1 protein-coding gene is annotated in these 16,706 nt (G+C 62.2%); it reads right to left on the minus strand.

What is annotated here, in order from left to right:
- Nucleotides 1-29: 29 nt before the first annotated feature.
- The gene (locus FFI89_RS32165; RefSeq protein ID WP_138831477.1) at nt 30-16,547 is read right to left on the minus strand and encodes an Ig-like domain-containing protein; all 16,518 of its coding nucleotides are present in this window, start codon (nt 16,545-16,547) and stop codon (nt 30-32) included.
- Nucleotides 16,548-16,706: the final 159 nt, after the last annotated feature.

A 16,706-nucleotide genomic window follows, 5' to 3' on the forward strand; every position in this document is an offset into this window, starting at 1 on the left:
ATCACCTTCCGGATTTCCTAATCGAAACATCAGGCATGAACGATGTAATCGCTAGTGTGCACGCTAGAAGCGAGCACATTTTTCAGCAGCAACGTGTCGTGAGCGTCGAGGGTGATCAGCGTATCGTTACCCTGCTGAACGGCGGACGGAATCGACGCCCCAGTAATGTTGCTGAATTGACGAACATCGAGCGTGTCAATCCCAGCTTCAAAATCGGTTATCGTGTGCTGCACGGTACCCGATAATACCGGCTTGAACACGAACTGATCTTGCCCAGCGCCGCCGGAAAGTACGTCCTGGCCTTGGGTCGCGAAAATCACGTCCTTGCCGGAAGTGCCCTGCAGCGTGACGTTCGAGCCGGAGCCGCCCTGGTTGAAGACAAAGTTTACGGTGTCGGTGGCCCCGAAGCCGTCGGTAACGGTAAGCGTCACACTGTCGATCGCAGGCGCAGAGCCGCCAGGATTATACGTCACGCCGGTCGTAAACGTGCTGTTGATGTGCGTCAACGAGCCCGAGTCCGACGACGGCGTTATAGTTGTTCCTGATGCCGCAGCGCCGGTTGTCGCGGTAAGGTTGAAGGTCTCCGATGAGGCGGCCGGATCGGCATCGGTAACTTGCACGCCCAGTACCGTTGTTGAGCCGTCGCCATTTTGGACAGTGGTCAAATTGTTGGTCAAGATGACCGGCGCCTGGTGATTCCAAGTGATGTTCGTACCGGTACTGCCGTCAGAAGTGATCGTGAAGCCCGTCGGGTCATAATTGCCGACCAGTTCGAAAGAGCCGGTCCCGTAGCTGACCTGGAGGTGGCCGGAATTGATGACGCTGACATTGGCTGGTGCGATTCCGGCGAGGTCGATCGTATCGCCGAAGGCAAATCCGGTGACCGTGCCGGTGAAATGCGAAGCGTCGTCGAGCTTAAGCGTTCCGGTCGCCGTAGAGGTGAACTGAACATTCGCATCGGACGCGCCACCAAACTCCATCGTCGCGGCGTAGACCACGATCGTACCGGCACCTGTCACCGGCCCACCGAGCGTGAGTGTGCCCGACTGTACCTCGATGGTACCCGTATTCGTGAGGTTCGAGAGCCCGGAAATCGCGGATACACCGTTGCTGTCGATCAGGCCGGCATTCGCCAGGGTGCTGACCCCGGTAAACACGCTCGCGCCTCCGTTCAGCGACCAGTCGCTGCCGATCTCGTTGGTGAAGGTGGCATTGTAACCGGCCGCGTTGCCGACCAGATGCCCGAAATTGTCGATGACGGCCGTTCCGGTCGACGTCGTCATCGCAATGACGGCGTCGGTGGTGGCCGTGATCGTGCCGCTATTGGTTATGCTGACGTCGCCACCGTCGTAACCGAGCGCGGCGACGCCGTAGCGCCCGCCGGTCACGCCGGCGCCGGCCTCAACGACGATCGTGATATCGCCGGTGCCGTAATTGACGCCTCGAATGCCGTCCGTACCGGCTGGCGCCAGGATCGTCGCATAGTCGTCGATCGAAACATTGCCGTGAACGTCATTGTTCGGCGTGTTCGTATTGTTGGGGTTGTACCCGGCCAGAATACCGGCCGCTGGATCGCTAGCTACCGTCGCGGTCGGTATCGTGCCGGAATGAATTGTGCCCAAGGCCAGCACCGAAACTTCGCTCATCGACGGCACAACCACTGGAGAATTGGCGGGATCGACCGATGTTGCCTTGTTCACCGCAGCGATGCCTGAACCACCGGACGTGATAATAGTTCCGGCCGAGGTCGTCACCCGCACGTTGCCGGGTCCATAGTTCTGCGCGAGAATACCGATACCCGAGCCGTTCGGCGGACTGGCGCCGCCGAGTGCCGTGATGTGTCCTCCGAAATCATTCGCAGTGACGTTGCCGACGCCGTAGCTGTAAGCGCTAATGCCATAGCCTGCGTCGGCGGTAATGTTGCCGAAGTTGTTGACGACGACCTCGCCGATAACGTTGTAGTTAGCGAGATTGCCAGGCGCGGGATTCGTGGCTGCGCCGACGTAACCTGCGAGGATACCGGCCGGCTGGTTGCCAAATCCGGTCAGCCCGGCGCCGGAATGAATGGTGGCAGCATTGGTCACAACGACGGAACTGTTGAACGACGCGTCGATGCTGGCGGCCTCGTTGGCCGCGTTGATGCCCGAGCCCCCCAGATGCGAATCGATCGTAGCTCCCGCCGCGGTAATGACCGATATGCTGCCCGCATTGGTGCTGAGGGCCAGGATGCCGTAAGCGGTGCTGGAGGCTGTGCCTGCAACGATCGTCGCATTCTGGTAGACGTTGACGGCGATGTCCCGTGCCAGCGCGCTACCCGTTATCGGATCGGTGAACCCGCCATCAGCGTGGGCGTAGATGCCGTTTAAGCCCGCCGTGATATTGGCGCCGGCGGCATCGTTGACGGTGATACTGCCGTAGCCGAAATTGTACCCTTGCAGTCCGTAGCCGGCCGCCGTGATAACCGCCGCATTGTTGATGTAGACGTTGCCGCTGACATACTGGTTCGCGTGCCCGCTCGAGCCAAAGAAGCCGGCGGCGATTCCAGACGACGGGTTGCTGCTATTGGTCAACTGGCCGCCGGAATTGATCGTGCCGGCCGTCGTCACCGCGATCACGGCAGGTTTGCCAGCGATGACATTCGCAGCGAAGAGATTGGCAAGGTCCGAGCCCGCTGTCGGATTAGCGTCGTTGACTGCGTTAATCCCGCTGCTGCCGGAATTGATGGACGATCCGCCCGACGTGGTGACAACGATGTTACCCGGACCGCGATTGGTCGCCGAGATGCCGTAGGGAGCATTGCCGCCCCCGGACGCCGTCGCGGCCGTCAGTGCCTGAATCGATACCCCAAAGCCGACGCTAACCGCGATGTTACCGACGCCATAATCGTACGCAAGGATGCCAGGGCCCGCCGCAGCGAGGAGAGTCGGATTGGGGTTACCGAAGGGATTGCCGTCGCTCGCTACGTTGACGATCACGTCGCCGTAGACAGCGGAACTGAACTGGCCGTTACCGCCAGGATTGTAGCCAGCCTGGATCGCAGACTGTGCGCTACCGCTGTTGTTGACATTGGTGCCGGACGAAATGAACCCCTGGCTGTAGATCGAGACGGTGCTGCCGCTGCCGGAAGCAATCGCAGTGGCCTGGTTGCCGGCATTGATGCCCGTGCCGCCCGAGGTAATGGTGGTGCCCCAGCCGGCATTCACCAGCGAACTTCCCGTGCCGTAGTTGAAGGCAAAGATGCCGTACTGGGTGAGGCCGGTACCGGTGCCGGTCGCTCCCCCATTGATCGCCGTGATCGAATACTGGCCTGGCGCAAACGTGACCGAGGTATTGCCAGAACCGTAGTTGAAGGCGAAAAGGCCTGCTCCGGCCTGCGCAGTGATGTTCGCGCGATTCTCGATCGTGACGTCGCCGGTGATCGCGGCGTTTGGCACCGACGTGTTGTTGTTGAGAATGCCCGCGCGAATGCCGGCCGCGCCGCTATTGGCAAGATTTGCTGTGTTCGTGCCACTCGTAATGTTGGCCGAGTTATGGACAGTGACGTTGCCGCCCGCGCTGGCGGTCGGCATCTGCAACTCGAAAGCAACAATTCCGATGAGGCCGGCATTGATCGTGCCGCCCGACGTCATGATGTTGACGCCGCCATTGCCATTGGATCTACCAGAAATTCCGTACGAGTTCGTTCCGGTCAGCGTGACAAACCCGCTGACAATATTGGCATTGCCGTTGACCGTATTGGCGACAATTGCGTTCGTGACACCGCTGACATTACCGTAGTTGACGATATCGGCGGAACCGTTGAAGCTGTTTCCGCTGAGGGTGGTATCGATGACAATACCACTGGTGGGGCCGGCACCGGTGGTCGTGACATTCGCGGCGTTTATAATCGTGCCGCTGGCGCCCGGTGTCGCAACACGCAGACCGGAAATGTTCGATCCGTTCACCGAAATGTCCGAATTCCCGTTGACGACAATCGCATACAGGTTTGTGGCAACAGGGTCATTCGTTTGCAGGTTAAACCCCGGGCCGCTGCCGCCGATGTGGTCGTTGTCGAGGATGTAGAAGTTTACCGGTGTAACCGGCGACTGGGACGTGGTGACGTTCGAGATGACCGTCGCCGTTGTCGGCACCAGAACGATCTGGTTCGGTGTTAGAACATCGAAGTAGTTGCCGGACACCCCGCTTCCGGACAATTGGAACGAGTAGCTCTGGAACGCGCCGGTCACCGTCAACGTTGAGCCGGCGATATTGGCGGCTGAAATGCCGCCGCCGATCAGCGAGATGATCGAGCCGAGATTGCCGATGCCACTGGACGAGAAGTTGAGCGGTAGATTCGACCCGACCGACGCCGGGTTGTCGAACGTCAGAAGCCCCCTGCCAAGGATATTGAATCCCTGCGAAGCGGCGACCGAGCCACTGATCTCGAGCGCCGAGCGATCGCCAAGCGAGATCGTGCCAACCCCGCTCACATTGGCAAAGATCTGAGCAACACTGTTTGGCGCGACAGTGATAGCGTTCGTATTCGACAAGGCGATCGGGCCGCCATTGGCCGACAGGAAGGTCCAGCCTGAAACGTTCATCATGCCGGCATTGCTGATCGCAGTCGCACCGGTGCCAAAGCTGTTGTTGCCGTTGAGGTTCCAGACGCCTCCGATCGCGTTGGTAAAGTTGCCATTCGCGAAGAGCGCGACGTTGCCGGTGATCGTGCCGCTATTGGTGATCGCGCCGTTACCGGAAAAGACCGAGACCGCAACGTTGTTGGTGGTCCGCCCAAACAAGCTGGCCGCGATATTTCCACCAGGACTGTTGCTGAGAGTTGCGGTCTGACTGCTGTTCGAGTTGTTGACGTTCACAACCGGCATATATGGCGCGCCGGGCGCATTGACGGTGCCAGAATTGAGGATAGAGATCAGACCGTTGACACTCGAAGGATTGCTGGTTCCGTTGCCGGCATTGATGCCGATGGTTCCCGCGTTGATCGTACCGCGAGTATCGATCGTGATGTTGCCGCCACCTGAGGAGAACGCATTTACGCCGCCCTGCGCGGCGTTTATCGATCCGGCTCGCAGCGTAGCGCTGATGCTGCCCACGCCGTTGTTGTAAAGATTGATCCCGGCCCCGGAAACCGCATTGATGGTCGCCGAATTGTCGAGAATTACGTTGCCGTGGAGAGTCGTACTGAGCGCACCATTGGTGCCGTAGCCGGCAGAAATGCCGGACGGTGTGCCACCTCCCTGGAAGAAATTATAGCCCGACTTGATAGTGCCCCCGAGCGTCGTGACAGAGATCTGGCTCGAGGCCGCGCTGGTGGCCGTACTGTTGGACTGAATTCCCGTGCCGCCGGAGGTGATGATGTCGCCGGCCGATGTCGTGATCGACACGTTTCCGGAATTATTGATGTTGCCCGTGATGCCGGCCAGGCCGTAGAGCGCGCCGGCGGTTATCGTCGCGTTGGTACCGACATTGATGGTCACGCTGCCGGAGCTTAGGGCACCCGAGCTGTTCGAGTACGCCGCGATCCCGAATTGCGCGCCGGATACGACCGTGTTCGCTTCGTCGGTCAGCGTGACGCTGCCGTTGCCATAATTGTAGGCGTCGAGGCCCCAGCCGGCATATGCGGTGACATTGGCAAAGTTGTCGAGAAGGACCGTGCCGTTGACATTGGTGTTCGAGGCACCGGCATTGCCCGGGAAGTAACCGGCAGAAACGCCCTGGGGTTGAGAGCCGCTTGGCGTGAGATGGGTTCCGGAATGGATGGTGCCATTGGCGGTTACGCTCACGGTTGTCGCCGTGGAAATCGCCGTTGCCAGATTGACCGCCTGGACACCGGAAGAACCGGAGGTGACATTATCTCCCGCAGCCATGGTGATCGATAGTTTGCCGGTGCTGTTGGTCGATGCGGTAATACCGAACATGTCCTTGGCAACGATCGTACCGGCATGATCGTTGACCGTGACGTCGCCGGGGCCGAAATTGTACGCCCGGATACCGTCGCCGCCCGCGGCGTTGATGTTCGCAAAATTGTCGACAGTCACGGTGCCGAACGCCGTGGCGTTCGTCGTGTTGGTGGTGCCTCCCTTGTATCCCGCCAGGATTCCGGCCGGGCGGCCGCCGCCGCCGGTGTATGTCATGCCGGAGTTGATGGTGCCATTGGCCGTGACCGCAATCGAGCTGACCGTCACTCCACCCACTTGCGGAATCGACGTCGCCTGGTTGTAGACGTTGATGCCGGCGCTGCCGGAGTTGACCGTTCCGCCGGCCGCAGTCGTGACGCTGATGCTTCCCTGGCCATTCGAAGCCGCCTCGATACCGTAAAGCGAGGTCCCCGTGATGGTCGCGCCCGCCCCGGTGGTGACGGTGACGTTTCCATTGCCATTGGTCTGCGCTCGGATGCCATCGCGGCCGCCGATGACGTTTCCGGATTGAGTGACAGTGACGCCGCTACTGTCCGCTGCATTCAAACTTTGGGCAACGATGCCGCTGAAACCGGTGCCGGTGCCGGTGACATTTCCCGATCCGTTGACCAGGATGCTGCCGACGCCGGTTGCACTTTGCAGGGCGAGGATGCCACGACCGGCCTGACCGATGACGGGTCCGGATGTGGTGACCGTGATCGAACCGTAAGCGTTTTGGGTTACCGCGATGCCGCTCGCCGCGCCGGTAATCGGGCCGGTCAGGTTCACGTTCAGATTTGCGGGATTGGCCAGTGGCGCCCCGGTAGCGGTCAGATCAATGGCATCGCCCGCTGTCGTCGTTACGCTGTCGCTGCCCGTGATGGCGACCGGTCCGCTTGCAACGGATATCGCATTGACTGTGCCGGTAATCGCCGCAGACGGCGTCAACTGGAGGTTACCGCCGGTTCCCGTAAACTCGGCGACGAGCGCCGATGAAGCCCCGACCGTAACCGTCCCGCCATTATAGGCGACAAGGATAGCCTGGATGGCGGTGGCGCCAACGTTGGCGGCGGTGTCGACGACCCGCGTCCGATAGGTGAAGGTTCCGGTGTGCGTGACGCTATCGGCGAAACTCCAGCTCCTTAAGGTGTTCTGAACCACATCGGTCCAGGTCGAGCCGTCGGTGCTGATCTGGATCTTGTCACCGGCGGCGAGCGGACTGTTCGAGCCTGAGACGGTAATGGTTTTGTCGGTCGGGGACGAACTGCCAGAAACGGATGTGATCGCCAATGACTCCGTGGGAGCGGAGGTGTCGATTGTCACGGTAAGGCCGGCCGAGGCCACGCTGGTATTGCCGGCGATGTCGGTCTGCTTGGCGGTCAGCGTGTGGTTGCCGCTGGTCAGTGCCGAACTGGTGATCGACCAGTTGCCCGAAGCATCCGCAATCGCCGTGCCCAGCACCGTCGTGCCGTTGGTGTCGAACAGCGTCACCGTGGCACCGACCTCGGCGCCGCTACCGGTGAACACCGGCGTGGTGTTGCTGGTGATGTTGTCGGTGTTCGACGTGCCGGTATCGGTCGCCGCCGTCAGGTCCGGCGCCGACGGCGCTGCCGCCGTGGTGTCGATTGTCACGCCGAGGCCGGCGGAGGCCACGCTGGGGTTGCCGGCGATGTCGGTCTGCTTGGCGGTCAGCGTATGATTGCCGCTGGTCAGTGCCGAGCTGGTAATCGACCAGTTGCCCGAGGCATCCGCAATCGCGCTGCCAAGCACCGTCGTGCCGTTGGTGTCGAACAGCGTCACCGTAGCACCGACTTCGGCGCCGCTGCCGGTGAACACCGGCGTGGTCACGTTGGTGATGTTGTCGGTGCTCGACGTGCCGGTATCGGTCGCCGCCGTCATGTCCGGTGCCGACGGCGCTGCCGCCGTCGTGTCGATTGTCACGCCGAGGCCGGCCGAGGCCGCGCTGGTATTGCCGGCGATATCGGTCTGCTTGGCGGTCAGCGTATGATTGCCGCTGGTCAGTGCCGAGCTGGTGATCGACCAGTTGCCCGATGCATCCGCAATCGCGGTGCCCAGTACCGTCGTGCCGTTGGTGTCGAACAGCGTCACCGTGGCGCCGACTTCGGCGCCGCTGCCGGTGAACACCGGCGTGGTGTTGCTGGTGATGTTGTCGGTGCTCGACGAGCCGGTATCGGTCGCCGCCGTCATGTCCGGTGCCGACGGCGCTGCCGCCGTGGTGTCGATTGTCACGCCGAGGCCGGCGGAGGCCACGCTGGGGTTGCCGGCGATGTCGGTCTGCTTGGCGGTCAGCGTGTGGCTGCCGCTGGTCAGTGCCGAACTGGTGATCGACCAGTTGCCCGAGGCATCCGCAATCGCCGTGCCCAGCACCGTCGTGCCGTTGCTGTCGAACAGCGTCACCGTGGCGCCGACCTCGGCGCCGCTGCCGGTGAACACCGGCGTGGTGTTGCTGGTGATGTTGTCGGTATTCGATGTGCCGGTATCGGTCGCCGCCGTCATGTCCGGCGCCGACGGCGCCACCGCCGTCGTGTCGATCGTCACGGCGAGGCCGGCCGAGGCCACGCTGGCGTTGCCGGCGATGTCGGTCTGCTTGGCGGTCAGCGTGTGGTTGCCGCTGGTCAGCGCTGAACTGGTGATCGACCAGTTGCCCGAGGCATCCGCAATCGCCGTGCCCAGCACCGTCGTGCCGTTGGTGTCGAACAACGTCACCGTGGCACCGACCTCGGCGCCGCTGCCGGTGAACACCGGCGTGGTGTTGCTGGTGATGTTGTCGGTGCTCGACGTGCCGGAGTCCGAAGCCGTTGCCAGGTCCGGCGCCGACGGCGCTGCCGCCGTCGTGTCGATCGTCACGGCGAGGCCGGCCGAGGCCACACTGGTGTTGCCGGCGATATCGGTCTGCTTGGCAGTCAGCGTGTGGCTGCCGCTGGTCAGTGCCGAACTGGTGATCGACCAGTTGCCCGAGGCATCCGCAATCGCGCTGCCAAGCACCGTCGTGCCGTTGCTGTCGAACAGCGTCACCGTGGCACCGACCTCGGCGCCGCTACCGGTGAACACTGGCGTGGTGTTGCTGGTGATGTTGTCGGTGCTCGACGTGCCGGAGTCCGAAGCCGTTGCCAGGTCCGGCGCCGACGGCGCTGCCGCCGTGGTGTCAATCGTCACGGCGAGGCCGGCCGAGGCCGCGCTGGTGTTGCCGGCGATATCGGTCTGCTTGGCGGTCAGCGTGTGGCTGCCGCTGGTCAGTGCCGAACTGGTGATCGACCAGTTGCCCGAGGCATCCGCAATCGCGCTGCCCAGCACCGTCGTGCCGTTGCTGTCGAACAGCGTCACCGTGGCGCCGACCTCGGCGCCGCTGCCGGTGAACACCGGCGTGGTCACGTTGGTGATGTTGTCGGTGCTCGACGTGCCGGAGTCCGAAGCCGTTGCCAGGTCCGGTGCCGACGGCGCCGCCGCCGTGGTGTCGATCGTCACCGCCAGGCCGGCCGAGGCCACGCTGGTGTTGCCGGCGATGTCGGTCTGCTTGGCGGTCAGCGTATGATTGCCACTCGCCAGCGTCGAACTGGTGATCGACCAGTTGCCCGAAGCATCCGCAATCGCGGTACCCAGCACCGTCGTGCCGTTGGTGTCGAACAACGTCACCGTGGCGCCGACTTCGGCGCCGCTGCCGGTGAATACCGGCGTGGTGTTCTTGGTGATGTTGTCGGTGCTCGACGTGCCGGAGTCCGAAGCCGTTGCCAGGTCCGGCGCCGACGGCGCCGTCGTCGTGGTGTCGATCGTGAAGGTCAGCGACGCCGCGCCGGTGTTCCCAAATCCGTCGGTCTGGCTCGCGACGATAGTGTGTAGTCCGTCCGATAGACCGGCGGGCGTGAACGACCAAACTCCGGCGCCATTCGAAGTCGTCGTGCCGAGAACAGTGGCGCCCTCCGTCAGTGTAACCAGCGTGTTGGCGTCGCCAGTCCCGGTCAGTGCATCATTGGAGGTGATCTTGTCGCTCGCCGACGACCCGGTATCGATCGCCAGGCCTTCGGTCACGGTCGGGCCGACGGTGCTCAACGTATAGATCACCGCGCTGCTGGTACCGGTATTTCCGGCGGCATCGGTGTCCTTGGCCACGATGCTGTGGGTGCCATTGCCCAACAGCGTAACGCTGGCGCTCCAGCTGCCGTTGTTTTGGACGACCGCGGTGCCGAGCGGCGTCGCGCCGCCATTGTCGAACAGCGTCACCGTGCTGCCAATATCCGCGGCACCGACCGTTCCGGTGATGATCTGGACCGCCTGATTGATCGAACCGCCTGCCGCCGTGATGGTCACCGCCGGCGCGGTGGTGTCGACGGTGGCCGCCACCGCCGAGGTGGTCGTGACGTTGCCGGCATTATCCGTCGCCTTGGCGGTGAAGCTGTGGCTGCCCTCGGACAGCGCCGCCGTGGTGAAGCTCCAGGTGCCGCTGCTCACCGTCGCGGTGCCCAGCAGGTTCATCCCGTCATAGACCTGGACCGACGATACGCCATTGGCGTCGCTCACTGTCCCGGACAGCGCCAGCGTGTTGTCCCTGGTCAACCCGCCGCTCGTGATCGTCGTGGTCGCGCCGGTGTCCGTGCCGATCGTGCCACTGATCGTCTCCGCAGGCGCGGTGGTATCAACGGTCGCGGTTATCACCCCAACCGTGCTGCTGTTACCGGCCGTATCGGTCGCCTTGGCGGTGAAGATGTGGTTGCCGTCGGCCAGCGGACCGGTGGTTAAACTCCAATTGCCGCCGCTGATCGTCGCCGCCCCCAGGTCCGTCGCGCCATCGAACACATGCACGGACGACAGGTTTGCGTCGCTGACCGTCCCCGACAGCGCCAACGTATTATCCCTGGTCACCCCGCCGCTCGCAATCGTCGCGGTCGCACCGGTGTCCGTGCCGATCGTGCTGCTCAGCGATTCGCTCGGCGGCGTGGTGTCGACCGTCGCGGTGACTGCCGATGTAGTGGTGACGTTGCCGGCCGTGTCGGTCGCCCTGGCGGTGAAGCTATAGCTGCCGTCGGTCAGCGCCGCCGTGGTAAAGCTCCAGGTGCCGTTGCTCACCGTCGCGGTGCCCAACAGGTTCACCCCGTCATAGACATGGACCGACGATACGCCGTTGGCGTCGCTCACCGTCCCGGACAGCGCCAGCGTGGCGTCCCTGGTCAGCCCGCCGCTCGCAATCGTCGTGGTCGCGCCGGTATTCGTGCCGATCGTGCTGCTGATCGTCTCGGCAGGCGCGGTGGTATCAACGGTGGCCGTCACCGCCGAGGTGGTCGTGACGTTGCCGGCAACGTCCGTTGCCGTAGCGGTGAAGCTGTGGCTGCCATCAGACAGTGCCGCCGTGGTAAAGCTCCAGGTGCCGCTGCTCACCGTCGCGGTGCCCAGCAGGCTCACCCCGTCATAGACCTGTACCGATGACACCCCGTTGGCGTCGCTCACCGTCCCGGACAGCGCCAGCGTGTTGTCCCTGGTCAGCCCGCCGCTCGTGATCGTCGTGGTCGCGCCGGTATCCGTGCCGATCGTGCTGCTGATGGTCTCGGCAGGCGCGGTGGTATCAACGGTCGCCGTTACCGCCGAGGTGGTCGTGACGTTGCCGGCAACGTCCGTCGCCGTGGCGGTGAAGCTGTGGCTGCCCTCAGACAGCGCCGCCGTAGTGAAGCTCCAGGTGCCGCTGCTCACCGTCGCGGTGCCCAACAGGTTCACCCCGTCATAGACCTGCACCGACGACACCCCATCGGCGTCGCTCACCGTGCCGGACAGCGCCAGCGTGTTGTCCCTGGTCAGCCCTCCGCTCGCAATCGTCGCGGTCGCGCCGGTGTCCGTGCCGATCGTGCCGCTGATCGTCGCCGCCGGCGCCGTGGTGTCTTCCGTCACGGTGAAGGTGTTGGTCGAGACCGCACTCTGGTTGCCCAGTGTATCCGTGAATCGCGCCGTGATGGCGTAGGTCGTACCGTCGCTCAGCGTCCCGGTCTGCAAATTGGCAAAGCCGTTGCTGATGTCGACTGCCAGCAGCGTGTACGAGATGCCGAGCTGGCTGCCCGTCCCGCTGCCGTCGTACAGCTGCACTGTATCACCGGCCGCTGCGCCGGTCCCGGTCAGGCTCACCTGCACCGTCAGGTCGGTGTCGTTGGTGCTGCCGCCGCTGGTCAGCGTTCCCGTCGCCGGCGACACGTCATCCGTCACCGACGTGATCGTCGGCGCCAATGCAAACTGGAAATCGCCGGCGGTGAGGCTGGAAAGGCTTACGCCCGTCAGCAGCAGCGTATCGCCTTTGCCGAAATCGATGAACGTATCAGTGTTGCCGTTCAACGGCTGAGCCGCCGCCAGTACGTCGGCCAATGAGTAGACGCCAGCAACGCCAATCAGATTGATTTTGTCGCCATCGCCATGGCTGAAGTCGCCAATGGTGGTGGCGCCATAACCGGTGGCGTAGACGAACGTATCTGCTCCACTGCCGCCGTAGAGAAAATCGCCGTTACCGCCGCGGCCGTCGAGCAGATCGTCACCGTTCATGCCGTTGAGAAAATTGGCACCAGCGTCGCCGTAGAGAAAATCGCCGAAATTCGAACCCAAAACGCCATTCACGCCACCGGTAATGGTGTCGTGGCCGACCGAAGCGTTACCGTCCGCAGTCCCTGCCTGCAAATTGACCGTCACACCGGCTGTCGCGGTGAAATAGGTTACCTGCGTATTCCCGTTGCCGGTGATCGTGTCGTTACCGCCAGCCCCCTCAAACGAGTTGGAGGGACCATACGCGCCGCCCGTGAAATTCGTAGCGTCATAGACGTCGGCGAGATTACTGCCGATTACACTGTTTACGCCGCTGAATGTATCGTGACCGACCGAAGCATTGCCGTCGGCGGTACCCGCCGTCATATTGATGGTTACGGTTCCGGTCGAGTTGAAGTAAATAAGGCGCGTGTTACCGTTGCCGATGGTGGTATCGTCGCCGCCCAATCCTTCGAACTGATTGAAAGTGCCGAAGTTGCCGACATTGTAGACTGCCGTATTTAGATAGCCAGCAGTGCCGAAGTTCGTCGCATCGAAAGTATCGGCAAAATTCGTGCCCTGAATCCCCTCGATTGACCGCAACGTGTCGACGCCGTTCGAGGCATCGCCAGTCACTATGCCGTCGACCAGATCGACGCTGATCGGGCCCGTCGTATAGGTCATGTTGTTATATTGGGCGATATCGAAGCCGCCGCGGCCGTCGATGAAGTCGTTGCCGGCGAGACCCATGAAAGTCTCGTTGTTGCCGCTTCCTTTCAGGGTATCGTCGAACATCGAGCCCATCACGGCGTTGACGCCGGTGAAATGGTCGGTGCCGACCGACGCGTCGCCGGTCGCGGTGCCGAGGACGAAATCGACATTCACGGCCGCGGTCGAATTCGAATACTGAATCCGGGTGTTGCCGTTGCCGATGATGGTGTCGTCGCCGCCCTGACCGTCGAAACTATTGAAGGTGCCGAGCGAACCCGCATTGGTGCTGCTGCCGCTGAATCCTGTGGCGTCGTAGGTGTCGGCGAAATTGGTGCCGCGAACGCCCTCGACATGGCGCAGCGTATCGGTGCCGATGCTCGCGTCGCCGGTCACGATGCCCGCGGCCATATTGACCACAATGCCCGATGTAGTAGCGGGATCGTTGTTGTAGGTGACAAAATCATAGCCACCGCGGCCGTCGATGAAGTCATTACCAGCGCGGCCGTCAAACTGCTCATAGGTTCCGGCCGGATTGTCGCTGCCGAGCAGCGTGTCGCCGAAGCTGGATCCGATCACCGCGTTGACATTGGTGAAGTGGTCGGTACCGACCGAGGCATTGCCGATCCCGGTCCCGGCGGCAAAATCCACCGTCACCGCGGCCGTCGCGCTGAGATAGGAAACCCGCGTCAGCGCCTGGCCCTGTACGTTGACGTTGCCGATAATGACGTCGTCGCCGCCCATGCCCTCGAAGCTGTTGAAGCCCGCGGGCACGCCCGGCACGCCGGCATTGCCGGTGAAGCCCGCCGCCGAATAATGGTCGGCGAAATTGCTGCCCTGGATCGCCTCGATCCCGATCAGGGTGTCGATGCCCACGCCCGGGCCTGACACGGTGCCGGCGGCAAGATCGACGGCAATACCGCCGGTCGCATCCGCATAGACCGCCCGGTCGACGCCGGTCAGACCGATGATCGTGTCATTGCCACCAAAACCCTGGAAGATGTCGTTGCCGGCGGTGCCCGTCAGCGTATTGTCCAGGTTGTCGCCAACAATCGAGCCGGGAACGGCCACGACCGGGACCGCCGGCTGAACCGCATCATGGACCGTGACCGTGATCGGGATGTTGGTCGTGGTGGTGCCGGAGGTGAGCGTGATCACGAACTGCTGGCTGGCATCCTGTCCGTATGCTAGCGCGACGAAGTCGGACTTCGCCTCACTGAAAGTCCATACAATGTTGCCATTGGCATCGAACAGAGCCGAGAATCTGGCAGGATCTCCCGAAGAACTGATCGTTGTTCCCGTGTGATCGCCAGTCAGCAGGATCGTTCCACTCGCAGTGAGGGTGGACGGCGAGCCCGCAGTTTCCTGGATGATCGCACTGCGGCCCGAACTGGGATCTACGATGAAAATATTGCCGCCGGGGCCGTCGGTGCTGGAAAAGTTCGAGGCGTTGCTGCCGAACGCGACGAACAATCCGCCGGCACTGATAGATGCACCGAGGTTGGAAGCCGCATTGCCCTGCGTCCCGTCGGCAAGCGCCGATACGAGTTTGAAGACGGGCGCGGAAGGATTGCTGACATCGACGACATATGTGTCCGCTACAGAGTTGGTGTCGTCCGCCGTCAGCCGCGCGTCGCTGGCGAAAATAATGAAGTGGCCGTCCGGGCTGATGGCGGGGTTGTAGCTGCCACCCGCAGCATTCGACGTCGCGAATACGACCTTTCCGGCGTTCAGATCGTAGAGATAGATCTCCGAGTGTCCGCCGGAAATGATGCTTTGATAAACGACATAATGGCCGTCGGCACTGATCGAAGCCGCGCTAATCCCTGCATTCGCAGCCGTGTCAGCAATCGCGGCGAGGATCCCGGTCGACAAATCGTAGCTGTAGAGATGACCAGCGCCTCCGGCGCCGACCGAGTCGGAGCTCCAGAATGTGATGACATGGCCATCCGCACTGACCGCCGGTTTCCACAGCGCGCCTGCGCCGGCGACTTCAGCAGGCGTAATCGTCGTCAGGACGCGTCCCTGCTGATCGTAGACAATAATATTGCCGCCGTTCTCGAGCAATATCCTGCTGCCATCACCGCTGATGGCAGGCGAGGTCCCGGAAGCGATTTGCGTTTTTTGCTGATAGTTGGCCGGATCGGACGAGTCGTTGTTGTAGACAACAACGAGGCCATCCGATCGCTGATACACGATGAATCGGCCATCGGAGCTGATCGTCGGCGAGCTGAACGTGAAGCCGCCTGCCGGCGCCTCTATTGTGCTCGTGACACCTGAACTCCGGTCGAAAAGGTAGATTGCCCCGTCGGGATCATAGGTTACGAATTGTCCGTCGGCGCTCATAACCGGCCCAAAGTGATCGCCGGAGCCAGACGAAACCTTGGTAACCGACGACGGCGTGACAACAAAGGGCACTGACGCGGCCGCAAGTACGATGACCGGGTCCGCGGGCGTTTGACTTGAAACCGTTCCAGTCGCACCTGACGACTGGACCGTTATGACAACCGGCGTTGCAGTTACGAGTACGGGATCAGTCCCAACGGCGCTCGTGCCCGTCAGCGGCCGTGAGTCGGTGACAACCGGATTCGCCGGAGTGCTACCTAGATTGGCATATTTGGTCTGCTGCGGATTTGAATTCTTGTCGCCACTTCCACTGTTGTCCGTGTGCTGCGGAAGGTTTGGATCGATCGCCTTCTGAATGTCGTAAGTATTCAGGACCGCCTGGAACGTCCTGAACTCCTGCGCGACCTGGGCGGGCGACTTGTCGCTTTGTTGTGCAATCACGTCGAAGGTGGCGGTCGGCGTCAATGTCAGTGTCGAACCGTTGCTCGTCACTGTTCCGATCAGGTCGCCCCTCGTGTTGAATACCTGAACCGCATGAACGGCACCGTCCTGCTGATCGACAACGGAGATCGATACTTTTCCGTCCGTCGTCGAAATGTCGAGGATGACCGCTGTCCCACGAATGCCGATCGCCGCAACTGGCGTCGCAACCTTCATATCGCCCGTCTTGGCGACCTGGCCCGCGACGAAACTGGCGGCGCCCTGCACCAGCGTAAACAAGGACGTGTTCGAGGTTGAGGTTGCATCGTAGGTCAGGTCGTTCAGCATTAACCGCGCGTTTGCGGTCAGGTTGAACGTCGTTCCGTCGCTCAGCACGAGACCAAGCGCGGAGCCGCTACCGGTCTGGACCACGTCATTTTGGTAAACCGCATCGCCGTTGTTGAGAACGACCGTGACGCCGTTGCGAACGAGACTGGCGCTGCCCGTCAGCTTGGCGACGTGACCGACCACCTTGGCGGCGGGGTCGTTGCCCGCTTGCGCGTAAGTGGTGTGACCGGTGAGCGCTTCGATCACCTTGGGATCGAGTGGCGCCCCCTCGGGTGAGACCAGTGTTGGACGTTTCTCGCCATGAAAATAGTTCGGGACCAAGACGCGGTGGAGCGCGTCCGCGATAATCAGGTCGTTACCGGACTTCTGAAAGTTGCCAGAAAACAGGAGATGGGCGTCGGGAACGGTGACCGCATCGGCGGGCCCGTGGTGCGCAAGTTGATCGATGTCTACTCGGGCACCAGAAAATAAGTCCAGCCC

The organism is Bradyrhizobium sp. KBS0727, from assembly GCF_005937885.2.
GTDB lineage: Bacteria > Pseudomonadota > Alphaproteobacteria > Rhizobiales > Xanthobacteraceae > Bradyrhizobium.